Origin of the sequence: Bacillus sp. JJ675 (genome assembly GCF_036963165.1) — a bacterium.
Lineage (GTDB): Bacteria > Bacillota > Bacilli > Bacillales > Bacillaceae > Bacillus > Bacillus glycinifermentans.
Genome location: NZ_JBALMR010000064.1, coordinates 1 through 24,206, shown reverse-complemented (window position 1 = coordinate 24,206; position 24,206 = coordinate 1). Strand labels below are relative to the sequence as shown.

General features: G+C 47.0%; 23 protein-coding genes and 1 pseudogene. 14 read left to right on the top strand and 10 right to left on the bottom strand.

The features are described from left to right. Positions 1-155 precede the first annotated feature (155 nt). Both V7126_RS16810 and V7126_RS16805 read left to right on the top strand, forming a co-directional pair. Positions 156-728, top strand: a complete 573-nt coding sequence (locus V7126_RS16810) for a TetR/AcrR family transcriptional regulator (RefSeq protein ID WP_046128900.1) — start codon at positions 156-158, stop codon at positions 726-728. 71 nt (positions 729-799) lie between these two features. Continuing rightward, entirely contained in the window at positions 800-2,959 is a 2,160-nt protein-coding gene (locus V7126_RS16805) for a YhgE/Pip domain-containing protein (protein WP_046128899.1), read from the top strand. Positions 2,960-3,014: 55 nt separating this feature from the next. Here the strand turns inward: V7126_RS16805 and V7126_RS16800 are convergent, their stop codons facing one another. After that, positions 3,015-4,010: a ketoacyl-ACP synthase III gene (locus V7126_RS16800; protein ID WP_046128898.1), complete on the bottom strand. Its 996-nt coding sequence runs from the start codon at positions 4,008-4,010 to the stop codon at positions 3,015-3,017. Between the two features lie 113 nt (positions 4,011-4,123). Between V7126_RS16800 and V7126_RS16795 the strand changes: the two genes are divergently transcribed. Continuing rightward, positions 4,124-5,164, top strand: a complete 1,041-nt coding sequence (locus V7126_RS16795) for a M42 family metallopeptidase (protein WP_046128897.1) — start codon at positions 4,124-4,126, stop codon at positions 5,162-5,164. Positions 5,165-5,257: 93 nt separating this feature from the next. On the opposite strand, the gene V7126_RS16790 is transcribed toward V7126_RS16795, so the two are convergent. From V7126_RS16790 to yhfH, 3 genes are all read right to left on the bottom strand, one after another. Next, complete coding sequence (locus tag V7126_RS16790) at positions 5,258-5,419, bottom strand: hypothetical protein (RefSeq protein ID WP_164918139.1); 162 nt, start codon at positions 5,417-5,419, stop codon at positions 5,258-5,260. Between the two features lie 166 nt (positions 5,420-5,585). Then, on the bottom strand, positions 5,586-6,875 hold the full coding sequence (locus V7126_RS16785; protein ID WP_046128896.1) for a cation:dicarboxylate symporter family transporter: 1,290 nt from the start codon (positions 6,873-6,875) through the stop codon (positions 5,586-5,588). A gap of 320 nt (positions 6,876-7,195) precedes the next feature. After that, positions 7,196-7,330 (bottom strand): protein YhfH, encoded by a 135-nt coding sequence (gene yhfH, locus V7126_RS16780; protein WP_065894221.1) that lies wholly within the window; start codon positions 7,328-7,330, stop codon positions 7,196-7,198. Between the two features lie 156 nt (positions 7,331-7,486). Here yhfH and V7126_RS16775 point away from each other — a divergent pair, with 156 nt between their 5' ends. The 3 genes from V7126_RS16775 (at position 7,487) to V7126_RS16765 (ending at position 10,936) form a co-directional block, all read left to right on the top strand. After that, positions 7,487-8,221 carry an MBL fold metallo-hydrolase gene (locus V7126_RS16775; protein WP_046128895.1) on the top strand — a complete coding sequence of 245 codons (735 nt, stop codon included), beginning with the start codon at positions 7,487-7,489 and terminating at the stop codon, positions 8,219-8,221. A 14-nt stretch (positions 8,222-8,235) separates the two neighbouring features. Then, positions 8,236-9,225: a lipoate--protein ligase LplJ gene (gene lplJ / locus V7126_RS16770; RefSeq protein ID WP_046128894.1), complete on the top strand. Its 990-nt coding sequence runs from the start codon at positions 8,236-8,238 to the stop codon at positions 9,223-9,225. Positions 9,226-9,394: 169 nt separating this feature from the next. Continuing rightward, positions 9,395-10,936 carry a fatty acid--CoA ligase family protein gene (locus V7126_RS16765; RefSeq protein ID WP_046128893.1) on the top strand — a complete coding sequence of 514 codons (1,542 nt, stop codon included), beginning with the start codon at positions 9,395-9,397 and terminating at the stop codon, positions 10,934-10,936. A gap of 11 nt (positions 10,937-10,947) precedes the next feature. Here V7126_RS16765 and V7126_RS16760 read toward each other — a convergent pair whose 3' ends face one another. After that, entirely contained in the window at positions 10,948-11,283 is a 336-nt protein-coding gene (locus tag V7126_RS16760) for a hypothetical protein (RefSeq protein WP_254416574.1), read from the bottom strand. A 183-nt stretch (positions 11,284-11,466) separates the two neighbouring features. On the opposite strand from V7126_RS16760, the gene V7126_RS16755 reads away from it, so the two are divergent. The 4 genes from V7126_RS16755 (at position 11,467) to V7126_RS16740 (ending at position 14,379) form a co-directional block, all read left to right on the top strand. Next, on the top strand, positions 11,467-12,018 hold the full coding sequence (locus tag V7126_RS16755; protein WP_046128892.1) for a helix-turn-helix domain-containing protein: 552 nt from the start codon (positions 11,467-11,469) through the stop codon (positions 12,016-12,018). A gap of 11 nt (positions 12,019-12,029) precedes the next feature. Then, a complete protein-coding gene (locus V7126_RS16750; RefSeq protein ID WP_046128891.1) occupies positions 12,030-12,746 on the top strand; it encodes an AzlC family ABC transporter permease in 717 nt (238 codons plus the stop codon). Further along, positions 12,739-13,050 carry an AzlD domain-containing protein gene (locus V7126_RS16745; RefSeq protein WP_046128890.1) on the top strand — a complete coding sequence of 104 codons (312 nt, stop codon included), beginning with the start codon at positions 12,739-12,741 and terminating at the stop codon, positions 13,048-13,050. Before V7126_RS16750 ends, V7126_RS16745 begins: the two co-directional genes overlap by 8 nt. Before the next feature lie 72 nt (positions 13,051-13,122). Beyond that, positions 13,123-14,379 (top strand): M48 family metallopeptidase, encoded by a 1,257-nt coding sequence (locus V7126_RS16740; RefSeq protein ID WP_335497808.1) that lies wholly within the window; start codon positions 13,123-13,125, stop codon positions 14,377-14,379. Positions 14,380-14,438: 59 nt separating this feature from the next. Here V7126_RS16740 and V7126_RS16735 read toward each other — a convergent pair whose 3' ends face one another. Further along, a complete protein-coding gene (locus V7126_RS16735; protein WP_438823806.1) occupies positions 14,439-15,518 on the bottom strand; it encodes a S8 family serine peptidase in 1,080 nt (359 codons plus the stop codon). A 729-nt stretch (positions 15,519-16,247) separates the two neighbouring features. Here V7126_RS16735 and V7126_RS16730 point away from each other — a divergent pair. The 3 genes from V7126_RS16730 (at position 16,248) to V7126_RS16720 (ending at position 19,363) form a co-directional block, all read left to right on the top strand. Next, positions 16,248-17,210 carry an ABC transporter substrate-binding protein gene (locus V7126_RS16730; protein ID WP_046128888.1) on the top strand — a complete coding sequence of 321 codons (963 nt, stop codon included), beginning with the start codon at positions 16,248-16,250 and terminating at the stop codon, positions 17,208-17,210. Positions 17,211-17,345: 135 nt separating this feature from the next. Then, positions 17,346-18,344: a FecCD family ABC transporter permease gene (locus tag V7126_RS16725; RefSeq protein ID WP_046128887.1), complete on the top strand. Its 999-nt coding sequence runs from the start codon at positions 17,346-17,348 to the stop codon at positions 18,342-18,344. Next, the gene (locus V7126_RS16720; RefSeq protein WP_046128886.1) at positions 18,341-19,363 is read left to right on the top strand and encodes a FecCD family ABC transporter permease; all 1,023 of its coding nucleotides are present in this window, start codon (positions 18,341-18,343) and stop codon (positions 19,361-19,363) included. Before V7126_RS16725 ends, V7126_RS16720 begins: the two co-directional genes overlap by 4 nt. Before the next feature lie 36 nt (positions 19,364-19,399). On the opposite strand, the gene V7126_RS16715 is transcribed toward V7126_RS16720, so the two are convergent. From V7126_RS16715 to V7126_RS16705, 4 genes and pseudogenes are all read right to left on the bottom strand, one after another. Then, on the bottom strand, positions 19,400-19,972 hold the full coding sequence (locus V7126_RS16715) for a histidine phosphatase family protein (RefSeq protein ID WP_046128885.1): 573 nt from the start codon (positions 19,970-19,972) through the stop codon (positions 19,400-19,402). A 283-nt stretch (positions 19,973-20,255) separates the two neighbouring features. Then, the gene (locus tag V7126_RS24120) at positions 20,256-20,750 is read right to left on the bottom strand and encodes a methyl-accepting chemotaxis protein (RefSeq protein WP_396335478.1); all 495 of its coding nucleotides are present in this window, start codon (positions 20,748-20,750) and stop codon (positions 20,256-20,258) included. A gap of 264 nt (positions 20,751-21,014) precedes the next feature. Further along, positions 21,015-21,548 (bottom strand): annotated as a pseudogene (locus V7126_RS24115) (protoglobin family protein); the annotation flags it as partial. A gap of 104 nt (positions 21,549-21,652) precedes the next feature. Then, entirely contained in the window at positions 21,653-23,182 is a 1,530-nt protein-coding gene (locus V7126_RS16705; protein ID WP_046128883.1) for an FAD-dependent oxidoreductase, read from the bottom strand. A 135-nt stretch (positions 23,183-23,317) separates the two neighbouring features. On the opposite strand from V7126_RS16705, the gene V7126_RS16700 reads away from it, so the two are divergent. Continuing rightward, on the top strand, positions 23,318-24,175 hold the full coding sequence (locus V7126_RS16700; protein ID WP_046128882.1) for an SDR family oxidoreductase: 858 nt from the start codon (positions 23,318-23,320) through the stop codon (positions 24,173-24,175). The last annotated feature ends 31 nt before the right edge of the window (positions 24,176-24,206 follow it).

Below are 24,206 nucleotides of genomic sequence, written 5' to 3'. Positions count from 1 at the left end.
TTTTATTTTGGCTTATATTGCGGCTCCACATAAACAGAGTCTGAAAATGGAAAAAATAAAATTTAAATTATTGCATTTTACATGTGGATATGTTAAATTACATTCTGTACTTAATGACCAAAATGTTCAAATAGTCATTTTTGGAGTGAGAAAACATGACCATCGACCGGAAAGCACTGATCATCGATGCGGCTACAAAATCGTTTACGCAATTCGGATACAAAGCGACGACAATGGATCTTGTGGCAAAGCTCGCAAATGTCGGGAAAGGGACGATTTATACCTTTTTCAAAAACAAAGAAGAATTATTCGACGAAATCATTTCTTCGCTGTTAATGGAAATGAAACAAACGGCTGACAATGCGATTGATCCCGACCTGCCATTCCACGAAAATGCACATCGTGCGCTGATCGCCATATTGGAGTACAGAAAAAGGCACCAGCTGACGATCAAAATTTTTCAGGAAGGCGCAGAACTGGGCACACATGCCGTAAGGGAAGTCATTGAAAAGTTTGAGCACATGATTATCAGCTACATCGAGAAAAAAATTAAAGAAGCGATTAAAAATGGCGATATTAAACCGTGTAACCCTGAACTGAATGCATTTGTCATTTTTAAGCTGTATATTGCGCTTATCTTTGATTGGGAAAAACACCATGAACCATTAAAGAAAGAAGAAATAGCAGAAACGCTGAAACTGTATATTGTCAAAGGATTATCCCAATAGATCATTCTTTCTTTTTTTAGGGGTGCGGCCAATATAGAGAAAGCGGTCATCAATTAGGAGGCGTATCAACGATGAATGTACTACGACACCAGTGGAGAGAACTGATAACAAATAAAAAGCTGCTGATTTCCGTGATCGGTGTTCTCTTTATTCCGCTGATTTACAGCAGCGTATTCTTGGCGGCATACTGGGACCCCTACGGACATGTCGACCAGCTTCCCGTAGCCGTTGTCAATTCTGACAAGGGAGCGACGTATGAAGGGAAGGATCTTCACATCGGCGATGATCTTATTAAAGAGCTGAAGAAGAACAAAAAATTCGACTGGCATTTTACGACGAAAGAAAAGGCGTTGACAGGCCTGGAAAACGAAGAATATTACATGGTCGTTGAAATTCCCGGGGATTTTTCCAAAGATGCCAGCACGGTCATGAATAAGCATCCGAAAAAGCTGAATCTCATTTATCATACAAATGCCGGACGAAATTACGTCGGCGCCCAAATCAGCGATAAGGCGATTGAGCAGCTCCAGCATTCGATCGGCTCAGAAATCAGCGAACAGTATGCAGAAGTGATCTTTGACAACTTCGGAAAAATCGCCAAAGGGCTCGGCAAAGCAAGCTCAGGCGCGGAAAAGCTGAATGAAAGCTTAAAAGATGCAAAAAGCGGAAGCAAGAAGCTCAAAGAGAACCTTGAAAAATTGGCAAAAAGCCAAATCACATTCGATAACGGAATGGGCCGGTTCGGCACAGCATTCAATACGTTGAATGAAAAAATCCATGACCTTGATTCTGCGCTCGGACAATTCCAGGAAAAGGGGGGACAGCTTTACAACGGAGCCTACCAGCTGCAGCAGGGCATGCCGCAGATCGTGGCGGGATTGGAGAAAATGAATGAAAAAGCCCAAGCGATTAGCAAATTTGAAGACGCGATTTCATCGGAGAAAATTGCACAGCTTGAAACCGCGCTGACAAACGCAGAGCAGGCGAAAAAAGAAATCAGCAGGATTTCAGATGACATTACAAAGCTTGAAGGGGCCTTGAAAAATCAAAACAGTCAAGTGAAGCAAATTATTGAATCCAGCAACATTTTGACGGATGAACAAAAAGCGGCGCTGTCAAAGCAGGTTGATCAAAAGATGGACGAAGTCAAACTGCCGGAACTTGACCGCCTCAAAGCCCAGATTCCGGATATGAGCAAGCTTCCTGACCTTTCGGGCATCAAACAGAAGCTTAACGATTTAAAACAGCTCCCCGGCTCGGTCAATAAGCTTTATAAAGGCTCTGAAAAAATTCAAACCGGACTCGACAGTCTGGCGAAAGGACAGGCGGCTTATAACGAAAAATTCGCCGAAGCGAGAAGCGGTTCTTCCAAAATCGCCGAAGGCAGCCAGACATTGAAAGAGAAGTTTGGCGAATTGCAGGATGCTTCAGGAAAGCTGAAAGACGCTTCTTCCAAGCTGGCATCTGGGGCAAAAACGCTTGATGAAGGTTTAGGAAAGATTACCGAGGGCAGCGGCAAGCTGTCAAGCCAGCTGGCCGACGCGGCTGATCAGACGGGCGGCATACAGGCAGGTGAACAAAATTACAATATGTTCTCAGACCCTGTCAACGTCAAAGGCGAAAAAATCACAAAGGTTTCAAATTACGGAACGGGTTTAACACCGTACATTTTATCGCTCGGATTATTCGTCGGCGCGTTGATGATCACCGTTGTGTTTGACGTGAAAGAGCCGGCAAGCCGGCCTGAATCTGCAATCGGCTGGTTCATTAGCAAATTCAGCATTCTCTTACCGGTCGGCATTCTTCAGGCTGTGATCGCATGCACGGTCATTCTCTTCGGCATCGGCCTTGATGTGCAAAGCGTCTGGAGATTCTATCTGTTCAGCATCATCATGAGCATCACGTGTCTTGCGCTCATTCAGTTCCTTGCGGCAACAATGGGTAATCCGGGCCGCTTCATCGCCGTGATCCTGCTCGTGCTTCAGCTCGGCGGAAGCGGAGGAACGTTCCCGCTGGCGCTTGTGCCAAGGTTCTTCCAAATCATCCACTCCGCTCTGCCTATGACGTACAGCATCGCAGGCTACAGAGCGATTATTTCCAGCGGGGATTATGCTTTCATGTGGGAGCAAGCGGCGATTCTCGGGGGAATAGCCGTCGCCATGATGGCGTTGACTATCCTTTATTTCTGGAGGCTGCTGAGAAAAGAGAAAATAGAGGAGCAGCCTGCCTGATCGAAAAAACACCTTTATCGACGATAAAGGTGTTTTTCTTTTAAAGGGTTCACTTTCAGGAAGCGGAAACGCCCCATTTTATGAGCAGCCCCGTATATGTAAAACCTCCGCCAAAGCCGTAAAGAATCAGTGTATCTCCTTCTTTTAACTTGTCGTGTTTAACGGCTTCATTGAGCGCGAGAACGATCGAAGCCGATGACGTATTGCCGAACCATTCGACACTTGTCAGCGCTTTTTCGACCGGAATTCCCGCTTTTTCACAAATCGATTCGATCATTCTCATATTGGCGCTGTGAGGGACGAACCAATCGATGTCTTCGAGCTCCATTTGCGCCTGTTCAAGCAGCAGTTTAATTCCTTCGGGAATGGACCTGGCCGCCCATTTATATACTTCGCGTCCGTTTTGCACCATTTTTCCGGCGCCGGCAAGCTCTTCCCCCTTTAAATCGCTTCGCAAACCCGTTCTGTACAAATGACGGGCGCCGTCTCCTTTTGTGCCCTGGACAAATGTAATAAAGCTTGGGGATGAGTCTTCGCGCTCGACAAGCAAGGCGCCTGCCCCGTCGCCAAACAATACACACGATGTGCGGTCTGTATAATCCGTCACTTTCGACAGCGACTCCCCGGCAACCACGAGAATTTTCCGGTGCAGTCCTGAGGTGATCAGGCCGTTTGCCGCATGGAGGCCATATGTTAATCCGGCGCATGTCGCATTTAAATCGAACGCTCCGATGTCACTCCATCCGAAATGATCCTGAATTTGGCACGCTGTGCTGGGAAAAGCATAGTCTGCCGTCGTTGTTGAAACAATGATCATATCAAGGCCGTCCAATGCGCCCGGGTATCTGTTTTGTAAATTTTCTACAGCTTTAATGCAAAGGTCTGAAGTAAATTCCTGCTCGGATGTCAGCCGTCTTTCTTTCATGCCTGTCCGCTGAACGATCCATTCGTCAGAGGTATCGACGATTTTTTCTAAATCTTCATTTGTCAGCCGCTTTTCCGGAACATAAGCCCCGATGGCTGATATACGTGCTTTTGATAAAGTTTTCAAGATGATCACGCTCCTTTTTTACATTATAACACCTAGTATTAGTATCTGGTACTAATTTTTTATTCTAATTGAGTAATGTATACTATATAAATAACGTAAAGGGAGGAATGAAAATGTCATCTGTTCAGGAAACGATGCAGCTTATTAAAGAGCTCGTCTCAATTCCGAGCCCGACCGGAAATACATATCAGATCATAGAGCATATTCATCAGCTTCTGCAGGAGCAGGGAGTCGAAACAAGGCTCAATCGTAAAGGAGGGCTGATCGCCACGATTCCGGGGCGCGACAAGTCGAAGCACAGGATGTTGACTGCCCACGTCGATACACTCGGCGCGATGGTGAAGGAAATCAAACCGGACGGAAGGCTGAAAATCGATTTAATCGGCGGTTTTCGGTACAACTCAATCGAAGGCGAATATTGCCGGATCGAAACGTCCTCAGGCAAGACTTACACGGGCACGATTTTAATGCATCAAACGTCAGTTCACGTCTATAAAGACGCGGGAAAAGCCGAACGCAGCCAGAAAAACATGGAGGTCCGCATCGATGAACCGGTTCATCATGCAGAGGATACGAGGGCGCTCGGGATCAATGTCGGTGATTTCATTTCCTTTGATCCGCGGGTCGAAATTACGCCGAGCGGATTTATCAAATCGCGCCACCTTGATGATAAAGCAAGCGTAGCCCTTTTGCTCCAGCTGATCAAACAGATCAAAAGGGAAGAAATCAGACTTCCGTACACGACTCATTTTTTGATTTCCAATAATGAGGAAATCGGATACGGAGGCAATTCGAATATTCCGTCCGAAACCGTCGAATATTTGGCTGTTGACATGGGAGCGATTGGCGATGGGCAATCGTCTGATGAATATACGGTATCGATCTGTGTGAAAGATTCGAGCGGCCCTTATCATTACGGCCTCAGAAAACGGCTTGTCGAGCTTTGCGAAAAGCACGGCATCCGCTACAAGCTCGATATTTACCCGTATTACGGGTCTGACGCCTCGGCGGCCATAAAAGCGGGGCATGATATCGTCCACGGCTTGATCGGTCCGGGAATAGACGCTTCACACGCATTTGAAAGAACGCACCAATCATCATTGGAGCATACGGCCGAGCTTCTGTACCGATATGTCCGGTCTGATATGGCGTGACGCCGTGGCTCCGTATGAAAAAAACCCGAAAGGAACTGGAGTCCTTTCGGGCCAAGAAATGTGGAAGCTTTCATTTTTGAATGAATGTTCTATTTACCAATAATCATAATGTTTCTTGCAATCGTAGTAGTAATCATACTTTTTATGATCATAGTAATAATCATGCTTCTTATAGCAAGGATAGTAGTAGTAGTAATAGTAGTAGTATTTTTTGCAGTCATGATCTTTTTTGTGGTAATCATGGTAATAACACATAGAACTTCCCTCCTGTTTCTATCTTAATGTAGCTACGATATATCGTATGGCAGGCAGAGGGAGGTTGCTTGGACAGGTTGATTGATCAAACGGTATATTTTTATAAAAAACGCACGTTTTCCGCTAACGGACAACGTGCGTTTTTCTTTTATTTGCTGTTCGGCTGTCAGCCGGACATTTTCATATCGATCGGTTCGCGATTGTTCAATACGGCATCGCCTTTTTGCGCATCGTATTCGCCTTCCCATTTTGACATGACGACAGCCGCAAGGGCGTTTCCTGTCAGGTTGACGACTGTGCGGGCCATGTCCATAATCCGGTCGACCCCGGCGATGAAGGCTAGTCCTTCAGCAGGCACGCCGATCGTGCCCAATGTCGCAAGCAGCACGACAAACGATGTACCAGGAACCGCAGCCATTCCTTTTGAAGTTACCATCAGCACGAGCACCAGCGTAATCTGCTGGCCAATTGACAGATCGATTCCGGAGGCCTGAGCTAGAAACAGAGCGGCAATCGCCTGATACAGAACAGACCCGTCGAGGTTAAAGGTATAGCCGATCGGGATGACGAATGAGACAATGCCCTTTGGACAACCGATCTTTTCCATCTTCTCCATGACACGGGGAAGAACAGTTTCTGAGCTTGATGTACTATAAGCTAGCAATAATTCATCTTTCATATAGGCTAAAAATTTAAATATATTGATGCCGGCCATTTTTCCGACGATGCCGAAAACGATGATCAGGAAAACGGCAAGGGCGGCATAAACCAAAATGACAAGTTTTCCTAATGACACCAGTGAACCAAAACCAAATTTGGAAACGGTTACCCCGATCAAGGCAAAAACGCCGAACGGAGCGAATTTCATGACAAGGTTGACGACATGGAACATCGCCTGTGAAGTGGCTTCGAAAAACGCAAGCACAGGTTTCCCTTTTTCGCCAATCGCTGAAATTCCAAGTGCGAAAAATACGGTAAAGCAGATTATCGCAAGTAAATCGCCTTCAGCTAGAGATTGGAAAAAGTTTGTTGGCACAATATGAAGAAACGTTTCTGCGACCGTTTTGGTGCTGGCCTCTTTTTCGGTTTCGACATACTGGCTGATATCGGTTTTTTCGCCGCTGCTATAATGAACGCCGTGTCCGGGTTGGAAAACGTTCGCCAGAACAAGGCCGAGCAGAATCGCGAAAGTTGTAATAATCTCAAAATAGAGAATAGTCCGAAATCCAAGTCGGCCGACTTTTTTGCCGCTCCCCGCTCCTGCGACTCCGACAACTAGACTTGACACGACGATTGGAATCACAATCATTTTAATTAATCTTAGAAATAAATCCCCCACCGGCTTAAGATAGGTTTCTATGGCAGGATTGCCAAACCAGATGGCGCCGACTGCGACACCTAAAATGAGCCCGAGGAAAATTTGAGCTGCTAATCCGAATTTAAATTTCTTCTTCATAGATGCCCTCCCAACGTAAGTTTTTTCATTATATAAAAATATTAAATAATGACACGATTACATCCAGTATATCCGAAAAAAAAGGATCTCGTCTATAAAAAAAATTTGGTTTTCTTCTGTCTGAATTTTCAGATATAGTATATTGATCATGCTGACAGGGAGTTGGAAGTGCCGGGAACGGGGTTTTTATACCTATTTCGTCTAGATCATTATAATCAAAATTATCCTATGTGGCAAAAATGACTCTCTTTTTGCCTAACTTTTGTGACAAAAAAACGCTCCGGAGTTCAAATCTCCTCCGGAGCGTTTTTTTAAAAAATTTAAAGATCTTTCAGCTTTAGGCAATTGCAGCACGTATTTCCGTAGCATTCATGCTGTTCTTCGATTTCGCGGCCGCATTCCGTACATTTTTTGGCAGGCAGGTTCCTGAAAAATTCCGTGATTTTTCCGAGCATCGCGCATCCCCCATTCCTTTAATTGTTAACATTGTATTATAACAGATACGAAAAGGTCAATGTCTGTTTTATGACAAAAATATAAAACATGCAATTTTTAAGAAAAATGGGTATATTGTATAGGGGGACGATAGCCACACACATGAGGTGAAAACGATGAAGATTACTGTAATAGGCTGTTATGGCGGATTTCCGGCTGCGAATGAAGCGACGTCCGGATACCTGTTTCAATCCGGGGATTATTCGGTGCTTGTCGACTGCGGCAGCGCAGTTTTATCAAAACTCCAGCAGTTTTTGCCGGTTGAGAAGCTGAATGCCGTTGTTTTATCCCATTATCACCATGACCATATTGCGGATGTCGGCCCTTTGCAATTTGCCAAGCTTGTCGGTTCATATCTCGGAAAAGGGGCAGACGCGCTTCCGATTTATGGACATCCGTTTGATGAAGAACAATTTTCGAAGCTTACATATAAAACGCATACCGCGGGGTTCGCGTATGACCCGAAAGCGCCGCTTAAGCTCGGCCCGTTTACGTTCACTTTTTTAAAGACCATTCATCCGGTCGACTGTTTTGCGATGCGCATCACAGACGGCGAACATACAGCCGTTTATACGGCAGATTCAAGCTTTCAGGAATCGTTCATCCCTTTTTCAGAAGGCGCCGATTTGCTGATGAGCGAGTGCAATTTTTATGCAGGCCAAGACGGAGCGAAGGCAGGGCATATGAACAGCCATGAAGCGGGCAGAATCGCCGAAGAGTCCGGAGCAGGAAGGCTTCTTTTGACACACCTGCCGCACTTCGGGGATCATCAGCAATTGATAGAAGAAGCGAAAACCGTTTATAGCGGCCCGGTTGACCTGGCGGAGACGGGTTATGTGTGGGGAGACTAAAAGGAGGAACGAACATGCTGTTTATCGATAATCAAAACATTACAGATCCGAGGATCAACCTGGCGATCGAGGAGTACTGCTTGAAGCACCTTGATCCTGAACAGACGTATTTGCTGTTTTACATCAACCAGCCGTCGATCATCATCGGCAAAAACCAAAATACGATTGAAGAAATCAATACGAAATATGTCGATGAAAACGGAATCATTGTCGTCCGCCGGCTTTCCGGAGGCGGAGCCGTCTACCACGATCTCGGAAACTTGAATTTCAGCTTTATTACAAAAGATGACGGCAACAGTTTTCATAACTTTAAAAAGTTTACTGAACCCGTCGTTGCCGCGTTAAAGCGCCTCGGGATCGACGCCGAGCTGAGCGGGCGGAATGATCTGATGGCGAACGGCCGGAAAATTTCGGGGAACGCCCAGTTTTCGACAAGAGGGCGGATGTTCAGCCACGGCACGCTGCTGTTTGATTCCGAAATCGACCATGTCGTATCGGCATTGAAAGTAAAAAAAGATAAAATCGAATCAAAAGGGATTAAGTCGATTAGAAGCCGTGTGGCGAACATCAGCGAATTTCTCGATCAAAAAATGACGACCGGGGAATTCCGCAGCCTGCTTCTCAAATATATTTTCGATACCGAAGGAGACATTCCAGAATACAAGCTGACTGATGACGATTGGAAAATCATCAATCAAATCTCTAAAGAACGCTATCAAAACTGGGATTGGAATTACGGAAAGTCTCCGAAATTCAACCTCCAGCACTCAAAACGGTTTCCTGCCGGGTCAATCGATATTCGCCTTGAGGTTCATAAAGGCATCATTCAGGAATGCAAAATTTTCGGCGACTTTTTCGGCGTCGGCGATGTCAGCGACATCGAAGATAAGCTGTCAGGCGTCCAATATGAAAGAAAAGCGATTGAAGAGGCGCTCGAGGGCGTTGATATTCGGCATTATTTCGGAAACATTGAAAAAGAAGAGTTTTTTGATCTCGTTTACTAATAAAAGGGAGCCCCCATATTGGGCGGCTCTTTTTGATTGCTTATGAGAGGAATGGAAGATATTTTCCATCAGACCTTGAGTGTTTTCGATTCATTTACTATAATGGGGATAGATTTTTTATTATTCAAAAAATGAATGGTTATTCATTCATTTTTCAAGGGGTGGGAGAATGAATTTAGTTTCCAAATTGGAGGAAACAGCAAAAGCAAAGCCTGATAGAATCGCTTATATTTTTGGGGAGCAGACGGAAACTTACGGGGGATTGCAGCAAAAAATCGATTGTTTTGCCGGAGGACTGCGCGAACTAGGGGTTGAAAAAGGAGATCATGTTGCATTGCTGCTCGGCAATACGCCGCATTTTGTCATTTCGTTTTTCGGAACGTTAAAAGCGGGAGCGGTCGCGATTCCGATTAATCCGGCCTACACGCCGACAGAAATCGGCTATATGCTGACGAATGGCGATGCCAAAGTCATTGTGGCCGACGGCCGGCTCCTGCCTTTATACGAAAAGATGCATGAATCACTTCCGAAGGTCGGGCATGTTGTATTCTGCGAAACGGGAGGGCCGCTCTACGAGCCGGAAGATCCGCATGTGAAAGTCAAATTGAAATCGTTTGCAATGGTGATGAAGCCGGCTGCTGCTCAGAGCTTTCCTGAGCTTAAAGAAGATGATACAGCAGCGATTCTTTATACGTCAGGAACGACGGGACAGCCGAAGGGCGCGATGCTGACACATCAAAATCTTTTTTCGAATGCGAATGATACGGCCGGCTATTTGACGATGAATGAAGCCGATCTTGTCGTCGCGGCCCTGCCGATGTTCCATGTGTTTTGCCTAACGGTCTGCATGAATGCTCCGCTGATGAACGGCGCCGCCATTTTAATCATCCCGAAATTCAGTCCTGCAAAGGTTTTTGAACTTGTGAAAAAGCATAAGGCGACGATTTTTGCCGGGGTACCGACGATGTACAATTACCTGTACCAGCATGAGGCTGCCGATGAACAAGGGTTTGCTTCGATCCGTCTTTGTATATCAGGAGGCGCCGCGATGCCCGTTGCGCTGCTGAAAAAATTTGAGGAAAGATTCAATGTACTCGTGTTGGAAGGCTATGGCTTATCCGAAGCTTCTCCAGTCACGTGTTTTAACCCGTTCAGCACCGGCCGCAAACCGGGTTCCATCGGCACCGACATTCTCAATGTCAAAAACAAAGTCGTCAATGAGCTTGGAGAAGAACTGCCGGCCGGCCAGGTGGGGGAACTGATCGTAAAAGGGCCGAACGTTATGAAGGGGTACTATAAAATGCCCGAAGAAACCGCCCATACGATAAGAGACGGATGGCTCTATACAGGAGATCTTGCAAAGCGCGATGAAGACGGGTATTTTTATATCGTCGACAGAAAGAAAGACATGATCATTGTCGGCGGCTACAATGTTTATCCGCGGGAAGTCGAGGAAATTCTCTACAGGCATCCTGAGGTCGCCGAGGCGGTGGTGATCGGCGTTCCCGACCCGAATGCGGGAGAAGCTGTGCAATGCTATGTCGTTCCAAAGACGAAAACGCTGACAGAAGAGGACATCTCGTCGCATTGCAAACAGCACCTCGCCAAATATAAGCGCCCTTCATCGATCATTTTCCTTGAGGAGATCCCGAAAAACTCGACCGGAAAAATTTTGCGCAGGGCTTTGAAAGACATTTTGGCAAACACATGAAAGGGACGTGCTCACGTCCCTTTCTTTACATTTTCTAAAAACTCAGCTTTTTGTTTTTGATTCAGATGATAGTATGTTTTTTCCTCATTTTTTAAAATAACGGCTCCGTCCTTTTTCAGCCAGACGGTGAACGCCATGCGATCGGTGGGGCTCATTTTGATGCTCCCGCGATAATCGGGGGAAGCCAAATCATGCGCCTTGTTTTCCTTCAGTTTTGTTCCTTTATTGAAAGTATTGAGTATGCCGTCGATATATTGCTTTTTTTCGATTCTGATCAGCCTGCCGTTTTTTTCCGCCGGCCTGATTGTGATTTCTTCGGCATTCCTTGCATCAAAAGGATCGGCCATGAGATTGAATATATAAAAAAAGCTGAGTAATAAAATACCGAAAAAGAGTATGATGCCGATAATTTTTTTCAGAATAATCACCTCTTGTATGGAGTTTATCCCAACAAAGAGCTTTTCATCCGGAAAAAATATGCTATAATGTTCAATAAATTATACAAATGTTCAATTTGTTAGGAGGCAACGATGAATTCTATTGAACAGCAAGTCGCCGAAAATATGAAAAGACTCAGGAAAATCCGCAATTACAGCCTTGACCAGCTGTCAGCGTTGACGGGCGTGAGCAAGGGAATGCTGGCGCAAATCGAAAAAGGCGCTTCAAGCCCGACGATCACAACGCTTTGGAAAATCGCAAACGGACTGCAAGTCTCATTTACATCGCTTGCTGAAAAGCCGGCAGGGGAGCCGACGGTCGTCAGAAAGAGTGAGAGGGCGCCCGTGACGGCCGGGGATGACCGATATGCAGCGTTTCCGCATTTTCCTTTCGACCAGAAAAAAAAGTTTGAAATTTTTTATATCGAACTGCTGCCGGGCTGTGTACACGAATCAGAACCCCATCACGGCGGCATTGAGGAATACGTGCTCGTCAGCAAAGGAACGGTGGCTGTCTCCTGCGGGGATTACAGCTGTGAATTGCGCGAAGGGGATGCGATGCACTTTACCGCAAATACCGTTCACAAGTATGAAAACAAAACGGAACAAACCGCAACAGGCTACACATTAATTTATTATCCGTAAGAGGTGTCACGATGGAAAATCAGCATCAGCTCACACTTTTGGACGGCTTTCGTTCGGGAATTCCGCTCGCAGCCGGATATATTCCCGTTGCTTTGACATTCGGGCTTTTGGCGAAAACGACAGGACTCTCGCTGTTTGAAACGTTCCTGATGAGCGCCCTCGTTTTCGGCGGGGCGTCCCAGTACATGTCATTAAGCATGCTTGCCGTCCATACCGGCATCATCGAAATTATCATGACGACTTTTATCGTCAACATCAGGCATTTTTTATTTTCAGCTTCTTTAAATCAGCTTGTTGAACGCGATGTTCCTTGGAAAAAAGCATTCTATGCTTTTTTTGCCGTGACAGACGAGTCGTTTGCAGTCGCTGCTTTAAGAAAAGAAAAGCTGACGACGCGCTACATGATCGGGCTTGGGTCCACCGGTTATGCAAGCTGGGTTTTTTGGAGCGCCGCCGGTCATGTTGCAGGCGCCGGCATGCCGTCCGTTTTACAGGAAAGCATGAGCATCGCCCTTTATGCGATGTTTATCGGACTCCTCGTACCTGCCTTGAAAAAGCAGAGGAAAGTGCTGTTTCTGGCTGGAGCCGGAGCTTTGTTCAATACCGTTTTTCAAATGAGCGGCATGCTGTCTGCGGGCTGGGCGATCGTCATCGCTACGTTGTTATCGGCAGTCCTGATCGAACGGCTTTATCATCCCAAGTCGAAGGAGAAAAGAAAATATGTTTAGTCCCATTGTCTGGATGATCCTCGGAATGGCCGCTGTTACATACCTTCCGCGGGTAATTCCTTTGGTAGCTTTCGAAAGCCTTAAGCTTCCCCGATTTTTGGAGCGCGTTCTTAAAAATGTCCCATATGCAGTATTGGGCGCCTTGATCTTTCCCGGAGTTTTTTTGGTGCAAAGCGGTGCCTTTTACGGTCTCGCAGGCGCTGTAATCGCTTTTTTATTGTCGTACATGGGGATGAGCGTCATCATTGTCGTGTCCGGAACGATTGCGGCGCTGGCCGCGGCAGGTTTTATGCTTTCGCTATAGGGCTTGGTTCTAACTTTGCGGCAAAAAGCCTACAATAGAAGTAACCGCTATTTGAGAAGGGGTGATTCGTCCATGCGGAAATGGATCGCGGGAGCCTGCCTGCTTTATGTGTTGTACGGACTTTTTTTCTACTGGTATCTCTTCAAGACCGGGGATTCTTCCGTTCCCGAGGCGCTGAAGGGGACAAGCGCAGATCCGGCGACATTCATGAACAAAAAAGAACTGATTCTCACAGAAGATTATTCGAAGATCAAAGATTTTATTTTTTTTCTCAGGATTCCGCTTGAGTGGTTTCTGTTTTTTATTCTCTTGATCGCCGGTTTATCGCGAAAGATGACGCATTGGGCTGAGCAAACGTCAAGATTCAAGGCTGTTCAAATCGCTGCATACGTTTTCGTCCTCTTTCTGATCGTGACGGCCGCATCTTTGCCGCTCGACTGGATCAGTTATCAGTATTCGCTCGACTACGGAATTTCAACACAGTCGACTGCAAGCTGGATCAAAGACCAGGTCATCGATTTTTGGATCAGCTTTCCATTAACCGCAGCAGCTGTGATGGTGTTCTATTGGCTGATGAAAAGGAGCGAAAAACGCTGGTGGCTCTTTGCGTGGCTTTTGACCGTGCCGGTTACGCTGTTTTTATTCTTTCTGCAGCCAGTCGTCATCGATCCTTTGTACAACGATTTTTATCCGCTGAAAAACAAAAAGCTTGAACATGACATCCTTAAGCTGGCCGATCAGGCTGACATTCCCGCAAATCTCGTCTATGAAGTGGATATGTCGAAAAAAACGAATGCGTTAAACGCATATGTGACAGGGATTGGCGCTAACAAACGGATCGTGCTTTGGGACACGACGCTGAACAAGCTCAATGAGCCGGAAATTTTATTCATCATGGCGCACGAAATGGGTCACTATGTCATGAAGCACGTATATAAAGGACTTGCCGGATATCTGCTTTTATCACTAGCCGGATTGTATGTCATTGCCAAGCTTTATAAATGGATCATCAGGCGCTATGGAAACAGTCTGCATATTAAAGGGAGCACAGACTTTGCCGCACTGCCGTTATTGCTGCTATTGACAGGGGTGCTCACCTTTACTGCCTCTCCGTTTACAAACGCGGTGTCAAGGCATCAGGAAAAAGCCGCAGACGAGTATGCCGTCGAATTGACGAAAAACAAAAAAGCCGCTGTGACCGCCTTTCAGGAGTTGTCAAAAGCGGGCTTAAGCGAGGCAAATCCGCCGTTTCTCGTCAAAATTTTTAAATACGGGCATCCGACCATCATGGAGCGGATTCAAAATGTCGAACAAAAGGCTGACAAATGAAGAAAAAGCTAATGTTTAGAAAACACTAGCTTTTTCCATGGGTTATTTGTTAAAATATGTTACTGAGCGGCAGCTTCCACATTGATCAGCCCTTTGCCATAGTAGAAAGAATCTCCCAAATTAGTCGCGGTGCTTGAGAGGCGGTCGCGAACTTGGGAAGCTGAAAGCGTAGGGTATTTAGACAAGATCAAGGCTGCTGCTCCCGCTACATGAGGCGAAGCCATTGAAGTTCCGTTCAAAGTAGCGTAAGTGTTGGAAGGGTATGTGCTGTATATGCTGACGCCCGGAGCCACTACATCAAGCTCTGGACCGACGCTTGAAAACGAAGCTCTCTGGTTGCTGCTGTTAACTGCACCTACAGCAATGACAGAGTCGTATTTTGCAGGGTAGCCGATCGTACTAGAGCTGCCTGATGTTCCGCTGTTTCCCGCTGCCGCCACTACGACGACGCCGCTTGCGTATGCTTTGTCAACAGCCTGTTTCAGCGCAGTTGAGCCTGATGGTCCGCCAAGGCTCATATTGATGACATCCAAGTTGTTCGCCGTGGCCCACTCGATTCCGCTGACGATCGCGCTGTATGTTCCGCTTCCGCTTGAATTCAACACTTTAATAGCGTATAGGGAGACATTTGGCGCAACGCCCAAAACGCCAATTGAATTGTCAAGCGCCGCCACTGTTCCGGCAACATGCGTGCCGTGCCCGTTTCCGTCAGTATTGTAGCTTTCACCAGAGACAAAGCTTGCTCCGCCGACGACATTTAAGTCTGAATGAGAAGCAGCGATCCCCGTATCGATGACACCGACTTTCACATTAGCTCCTTTATATCCTTGAGCCTGTACTTTGTCAGCCTTGATTTGCGGAATGCCGTAAGGAACCGTTTGTGCCAGCGCATGAGCGACGTGATCCTCTTCCACGTAGGCAACGCTTGGATCATTTTTCAGCTCTTTTACCGCATCCTGATCAAGCGTCGCTTTTGCGGCGTTGATGATCTTGAATTGCTTGTCCACTTTTCCGCCGCTCTCTTTAATGACATCTTTTTTGACTGCTGCTGTTTTTACCGATGACTTAAATCCGACAATATAATCCTTTTCTACATCTTTCGCCGGCTGTTCAGCAGAAGCCGGATTGCTGAAAGCCATTGTAAAAACAAGCAAAAGGGCCGTCAGCACGCTAAGCCATAAACTCCTCTTTTTCACCACTAATCACTCTCCTCCATTTTTATTCAGAATAATTGAAATATGTAGATAATATCTTCTATTCCAATTATTCTGTTAATTTATTATATAGAAAAAATGAAATATATGGTAGACCTATTTTTTTGAAAAAATATATTTGATTTTTCGAGCTTCTTTTCCTATTTTAGAAAAAATCTAAAGGTCTTAAGAATGAAACTAGCCGATTTTTTATACCGGCCGATCGTGTGAAAAAGGTCGTGATCCCCAATAGCTGCAAGGCGTCATGCATCCTCTCATTTTGTGAAAATATTAAATGCAAATATGCAGGCTTACTAAAGGAATGTTCATGGTGCTGATCGGTGCGCCTTTATGGGGTATCTCGGGAAGCTCTGCAACGTGGGGTTGGGCGGCCATTGTGTTTGTCGTTTTGTTCGGTACGGCTCTCGCGTTTGCTTTTACATAGGAAGCCTTTCATTCCTCTCGCCGAAAAAACAAGCTGTCCTAAGCTGGCTGCATGTTCCTTTCAATGTGGCGGGTACGGCGATGATCATCATAACGGTCATTTGACTTTCTCCCGGCTAGGAAAGAGGAGTTTGTTTTCTTTTTCTTCATAGTGATAATGATTATCATTGTCATTATGATGTTCTGTTGCTATAATAATTTCAGTCTACATAAAGAAAAAAGGAGATACATATGAAGCTTAGATATTTTACGATTCTATCTTTTGTCTTTCTCATCACTGTTTTGTCTGCCTGCTCAGGTTCGGGAGGGAGCGCTTCAAATTCCGGCCGGGATACCGTAACGGTTAAACACGATCTGGGCGAAACGAAAGTGCCCAAACATCCGAAAAAGGTTGTCGTCCTTGAGCTCGGATTTATCGACGCCCTGTTGGATGCAGGCGTGAAACCGGTCGGCGTCGCAGATGACGGAAAGCCGAAGTTTATAAATGAACAAGTAAGAAAAGAAATCAAAGGCTATACATCAGTTGGGACACGGGCGCAGCCAAGCTTTGAAAAAATCGCGGCATTAAAGCCCGATCTGATTATCGCGGATTCAAGCAGACACAGCGGTGTATATGACAAGCTGTCGAAAATCGCGCCGACGATTGCTCTGAAAAATTTAAATGCCGACTACCAGGATACGATTGATGCTTCCCTTACGATTGCAAAAGCGGTGGGAAAGGAAAGCGAAATGGAGAAAAAAATCACCGAACATAAAAAAAAGCTGGGACAGCTGAAAGAGAAGCTCTCTGACAAAAAACAAAGCGTTCTTCTGCTCGGCAATACGAATGAAGCTGTCACAGTCCGTGACCAAAACTTCTTCACCTCCCAGCTGTTGACATATATCGGCTATACATACGCGGTAGGCGACAGCAAAAAAAGCAATGCTGAAAACGGCGAGTCCGTCAACATTAAAATGACCGTCGAACAGCTTCTCGAGAAAGACCCGGACGTCATCATTTTAATGTCGGGAGAAAAGGATAAAGTTGATCAAAACGGAAAACGGCCGCTTGAAAATGATCCGCTTTGGAACAAGCTGAGCGCCGTCAAGCATCACAAAGTGTATAAAGTCGACAGGTTCGCATGGTCGCTTCGCCGCAGCATTGACGGAGCAAATGCCGTGATCGATCAAATCGAAAATGATATTCTGAAATGAATTTTTGATGTTAGGATGTTAGGCGCCGACCCCGGTGCCTATCGATACATGACCGGCTGTTTTTAATGCGGTTTCTGTGCATGCTTTTTCAACAAAGCATGCGCTTGTTTTTTACGAGGAAGGTGATCTGTTTTCATGAAAAAGGTGCTTTTGACCCGCATCGCTCTCATTATTCTTTTATTCGTATGTTTTACGCTTTCCGTTTCGGTCGGTTCTGCCAATATTGCGCTTTCTGATATATGGTCGGCCATCTTTTCATACGGCGATTCAAAATTGGATTCTATCATTTTATCCATTCGGATCCCGCGCGCTTTGGAAGCTGCTTTGATCGGCGCGAACCTTGGAGCTGCGAGCGCGCTCATGCAGGCGGTTACGAGAAATTCCCTCGCGTCACCAAGCATTTTTGGCATTAATGCCGGGGCCTCGGCGGCTGTCGTTTTTTTGACGGTCGTGTTTCCGGCTGCCGCCGTCCCGATGATGACGATGGGGACGGCGTTTATAGGAGGAGCCGTTGCCGCCGTTACCGTTTATGCGATCGCTTCTGTTTTCAGCGAAAATCAGCGGGATATCAGCTTTGCGTTAGTCGGTGTCGTCATTCAGGCGATCCTTGCGTCCGTTACGCAGATGCTCCTCATTTTTCATGAGGAGTCGACGGAGACGATTTTGTTTTGGCTTTCGGGGTCATTAGCAGGGAGTTCGTGGGAAAAGCTTGGGTTTTTGATTCCTGTCAGCTTTCTTGGATTGCTGATTGCGATTGCCTTAGGAAGAACGGCCTCCGTTCTTAGCCTGGGCGATGACATATCTCAAGGGCTGGGGCAAAAAGTGTGGATCAGTAGGATGCTGATCGCCGTCACCGTCATCGCGCTTGCCGGGGTTTCCGTAGCGGCAGCAGGCCCGATCGGGTTCATCGGTTTGATGGTTCCTCATATGATCCGCTATATGATGGGGGCTGATTATCGGACGGTTATTCCATATTCGGCGATCTGTGGCGCGTTGCTGCTTCTTGCGGCGGATCTTGCTTCACGCTTTGTTTATTATCCGTATCAGACGCCGGTCGGCGTCGTCACGGCATTCATCGGAACGCCCTTTTTTATTTATTTGGCGCGGAGACGAAAAGAGGGATCGGCATCATGAACAGCAAAACAGACATAACAAAAAGGCAACGCAGAAAGCCGGCAGCCGTACTTGTCATTCTTCCGGTTTTCCTGCTGCTTTTGGTAGCGGCCAATTTAATGATCGGCGATGAGAAGTTTCCGCTCGGAGATGTGATCAAATCTTTGGCGGGGCAGGGCGATCCGGGAATTCGGTTTATGGTGATGGAGTTCAGAATGCCGCGGGTCATCCTGGCCGTGCTTGCAGGCAGCGCCCTCGCTGTTGCGGGTGTTGTCGCCCAGTCGCTGATGAGAAATCCGCTCGCCGCCCCTGACACGCTCGGGATAACGGGGGGAGCGGGGCTCGGCGCGGTCATTGTCACTGTGCTGTTTTCAGAGCATTGTTCCATCTTATTTACGGGAGCTGCTTTTTCCGGGAGCATCGTTGCGGCCGTTTTTGTTTATGTGTTGGCTTATCGAAACGGCATCTCACCGTTGCGGCTGGCACTAGTCGGGATTGCCGTCAACGCTTTCTGCCATTCAGGGATTCAGCTTTTGATTTCAGGGGGAAGTCCGAATGTTAACAGCGCTTTAATCTGGCTGAACGGAAGCTTATGGGGAAGAAGCTGGACTGATGTGCTTTCTCTGTTCATCTGGTGCTGTCTGCTCATTCCGCCCGTGTGGCTTGCGGCAAAGCCGCTTGATATCATCAAATCCGGGGACGCGATTGCCACAAGCGTTGGCGTCCGGCTTGAAAGGACGCGGTTTTTGCTGCTTGCCGCGGCTGTCATTTTGACGGCTGCTTCCGTAACCGCTGTAGGGACGATCGGTTTTATCGGGCTGATGGCGCCGCATATTGCGAAAAGGCTGGCAGGCGTTGAATCCCGCATCCTGATCCCCGTCTCAGGAATGGTCGGCGCCATTATCCTGCTTCTGGCAGATGCGGCGGGGAGAGGGCTGATCCCGCCCGTTGAAGTCCCGGCCGGTTTGATTGCAGCCGTGATCGGAGGCCCTTATTTTATTTATTTGCTGCGGCGTGAAGCGAAGCGCAGCAAAACGTAACATGCGGACGGCAGCCGAATCTGCCGTCCGCATGTGTTAATCGGATAGATGCTCTGAAAGGTTATAGTCTTGGACATGCCATTTATCTTCCTGGAAATGGATATTGCTCAGGCAGGCGTTGACGAGTTTCGTGTTGTCAAGGTTGACGTCCCCGTTTGAAATCCTGGACAAGAGCGCGTGAATCGCCGCTCCGTGGGCGACGATCAGCACTTTTCGATTCCGGTATTGCCCGCTGACCTTTTGAATGCCGGCCATCATCCGTTCTGTCAACGCCTCTTTTGATTCCTGGTTCGGATAATTTTTATCTGGGTACAGCTTCATTCTTTCCTCAAACGGCATACCCTCTGCATCCCCGTAATTTCGTTCGATGAAATCATCCATTTCGACAATATCAAGCCCGAGGTACTGGTTGATGATGTCTGCCGTTTCCCTGGCTCTTTTTAACGGGCTGGAAATGATGACGTCCCAGGATGTGTTTTTTAAATATTCTCCGGTTTTTTTTGCCTGTCTTCTTCCGGTTTCATTCAAAGGGATATCGGTTCTTCCCTGAAGTTTTCCTAAAGCGTTCCAGTCGGTTTCTCCGTGCCGGATTAAGCAAATCGCAGTCATTAAAAAAGATCTCCTTTTCAAACACGAGTGCACGTTTTTTATATGATACAACCATTATACTAAAATTCAAAACGGGTACTCACTAATTTGGCCGGCATTCCCAAGCCGCGGTCTCAAGATGTTCCCTGATCGCCAAAGTTCCTCTTTAGATTCAGTTTATGATAAAAAAACCCAAGTTCTTGGGCGAACGCCGCAATTTTTCCAGCAAACGGACCCGTGCCAGGATTACGGTTCAGTGTCAAATAAATCCACAGATAAGGGTGATCTGTGGATTGTTTCAAGCTTATTTTTCTGTCAGTTCGACAAGCGAATCGACAGAAGCAGCGACTTGTGATACCGCTCCGTTTACCTCTTGAAGGCCGCTTAAAAAGGATTTCAGATCCTCTTCGATCTTGCCGCTTTGATTTTTGCTGAGCTTCATGCTGCCGACGATGTCATCGAATAAATGATTGATCTCTGCCATTTTTTCTTTGCTTTTGACCACAAGCTGATTTACCCCTGTAATGTGTCTGGTCACGATTCCGATCTGCGCGTTTGTGTTATCGACAAGCTCTGAGACCGTTGAGACGGTTTTTTTCGTATCGTCGGAAAGCTTTCTGACTTCATTGGCGACAACGGCGAAGCCTTTTCCGTGTTCCCCGGCCCTCGCCGATTCAATCGAAGCGTTGAGCGACAGCAGGTTCGTCTGCTCGGCGATGCCCGTTACGATGCCGAAAATCTTTTCGATTTGGCCTGCGATTTCTTCCAGCTTTTTAATTTCCTGCTCGATCTCGGTCATGCTGCTTCCCATCTTGTTCAGCTGCTGTTCCTGTTCCTCGAGTTCCTTTTTGCCGCCGATTGATTTTTCTTCGACAGAACTCGCCGTCTTCGTTCCAGCTCTCGATCTTTTGGTGATGTCTGCCGATTTGTCGACCAGCTCCTGAACAGCGCCCGTCGTTTCTGCAAACAATGCGGCAAGCGAGCCTGACGTATCCTTGATTTGCCTGTGAAGTTCGGCTTTCCGCTCTTCTTCAAGCGTACGGATTCTAGCATGCTCTTCTTCATAGGCTTCCAAAACGATCTGCTGTTCAATGTTGAGGATTTTCGTGACCGCTTTGACGGCCCGCATGTATTCACCGGCGGTTAAGGCGCTTTCAAATAATGCCAGGAATGATAGAAGAAGGTCTTGAAAGCCGCACAAGTACCACTTTGGCAGAAGCCCGATCTTCAAATGAACGTGGGCGATCCGGATTCTTTTTTCTAAAAACGCTTCATCGATGATTCCGGAAAACATTTCGCTTATATGGATGGAGAGCGTCTTTTTCAAGCGGTCGACCGTACTGTTGTCATGGATGATGTCCATCAGCGAGCTTTCATGCTCAAGGTTTTGATAAAACCGGGCGACGATGGTCTCGATATGCTCTGAAACCAAAGGCTTCAGCTTGCTCAACACCCAGAGGTCTTCATTCGTCAAACCGACCATGGCGAGCTGCTTTTGAAATTCTGGATGATCCGAAAGCCTGATTCTGTTTGTTTTGTCATTGCCCCTTTCAGCCAATAGCGAGCGTTCTGTCTTTCTATCCTTTTTGAATAACACAATCCGTATCCCCCTGTAAACGATAATAAAAATGCCGGATTTTAAAATTTTCCAGCATTTATCTTTTTTATCGGCTGTTCTTTTCTTTTTTTTAGCGGGGGATGCTAGCTTTTGGGATCATTTAACGGTGCGACCGCAGGACCTTCCACCACTTCGCCGTCGATTGAAAATCTCGAACCGTGGCATGGGCAGTCCCATGTCTTTTCTCCGTCATTCCATTCGACCTCGCAGCCCATATGGGTGCATGTCGTATCGACGGTATGGAGCCGCCCGTTTTCATCGCGGTATGCCCCGGCCCGTTTTCCTCCGATTGAAACGACCGATCCCTCTCCTGGGGCAAGCTCATCAGGGGTGCGGAGCGGCTGTTCAAGCTTTCCTTCAACAAGGTGTCGGGCGACGTCTGTATTAAAGGAAATCGCTTTTTTGATGCTCGGATCAGGATGAAAGCGGGAAGGGTCGAAGATTTCCTTATACGGATTGCTTTCGTTTGTAATATGGTCGGTCATGATTTGAGCGGCGAGCGTGCTCGACGTCATGCCCCATTTTCGGAATCCGGTCGCGACAAGGATCCTTTTTTCTTTCGGATAAATCGGTCCGATATAAGGGATTTTATCAAGGGTGATTAAATCCTGCGTCGACCAGCGATAGAGGATGTCTTCGATGCCGAGTACACTTTCTGCGAACGACTTAAGGGCTCTGTAATACTCTATCGTATCTTTTCCCTGGCCGGTTTTATGGCTTTCCCCGCCGACAATCACCATGTTTTCGCCGCCGATCGTGACCGAACGCAGCGACCGGGAAGGCTGGTCAATGCTTAAATACATGCCGCCCGGGTAAGGGTTTTTTGGCTTGACGGCAAGTACGTAAGACCGGCTCGGTTCAAGCCTTGCAAAGTAAAAGCCTTTTTTATCATGAAACGGAAAGTGCGTACAGCACACCACATAATCGCTGATGATCATATGCCCGTTTGTCGTCAGCACCTTCGGATGATCTCCTTCTTTGATTTCCTTGGCGGCCGTGTTTTCGAACAGTTTTCCGCCCGCTTTTTGAACGGCGCCGGCAAGATGTTTCAAGTAATGGAGCGGATGAAACTGCGCCTGATTTTTCATTATGAGGCCGGCTTTAATATCGATCGGGACGGGAAGGTCCTTGATGAACTCCCTTTCAATCCCGAGCTTCTGATAGGCTTCATGCTCTTTTCTGATCTTTTGGACCGATTTTTCTTCCGTTGTATAAATACAGGCGTCCTGTTCTTGAAAATCGCAGGAGATGTTTTGTTCATGAACGAGATTTCTGATGAATGAAAGAGCCTGGAGATTCGCTTCATAATAAGCCCGCGCTTTAGACATTCCGATATGGTTGATCAGTTCATCATAAATCAAGTCATGCTGGGCGGTAATTTTTGCGGTCGTATGCCCCGTCGTTCCGTTCAGAATGCGTCCTGCTTCAATCAAAACGACGCGATATCCTTTTTGCGTCAACATGTATGCCGTCGTAATCCCGGTCATGCCGCCTCCGATGATCGCGACATCCGTCTTCACATCCTCCGTAAGCTCCTGAAATGAAGGAAGGTCAGTGCTGTCTCTCCAATACGATTCAGGCGAGTCAGGCAGTTTTTGCTCATGGTGTGTCACAATGTTCCCTCCAAATGTGTTTTGTTCTTACATTTTCCAATGTAGAAATATTCATGCGCGGGAAACGGCTTGTCATAAAAATTTGATTTATCCATAAAATAGTAAGGTTTAATTGATGTGAAGGAGGAAATCACTTTGAGTAAACAGCCGAAAAAAATACTGCCTCCCCAGCACCAGAACCAGCAGCCCGGATTGGAGTATGTGATGAACCCCCGTCCCGTTTTTGACAGGCCGAAAAAGGCGAAAAAACTGGCCGGGAAAACAGCGATTATTACAGGGGGAGACAGCGGGATCGGCCGGGCGGTGTCCGTTTTGTTTGCGAAGGAGGGGGCAAACGTCGTCATCGTTTATTTGAATGAGCACCGCGATGCGGAAGAAACGAAGGCTTATGTCGAAAAAGAAGGCGTAAGCTGCATGCTGATCGCCGGAGACATCGGGGATGAAGCGTTTTGCAATGAGGCGATCCGCCGGGCGAATGAAGCATTTCCGACGATTGATATCCTTGTCAATAATGCAGCTGAACAGCATCCGCAGAAAGGAATCGAAAAGATCACGAGCCATCAGCTGCTCAGGATGTTTCAAACCAACATTTTTTCGATGTTTTACTTAACAAAAGCAGTTCTGCCCCATATGAAAAAAGGCAGCTCGATTATTAATACGACGTCGATTACGGCGTATGCCGGCAATGAAAGGCTGATCGATTATTCATCGACGAAGGGAGCGATTACGTCGTTTACGCGATCGCTTGCTTTATCGCTCGTTGATCAGGGTATCCGCGTCAACGGCGTGGCGCCGGGACCGATTTGGACGCCGCTGATCCCGTCGACGTTTACCGAAAGGGAAGTCGAGGTGTTCGGCTCGACGACGCCGATGGGGCGTCCGGGACAGCCTGTCGAAGTAGCGCCGAGCTATTTGTTTCTGGCGAGCGACGATTCCTCTTACATGACCGGGCAGGTGCTCCATGTCAACGGGGGAACGATCATAAACGGATAAAAAGGACAGGCGGTATGATATGCTCCCCTAA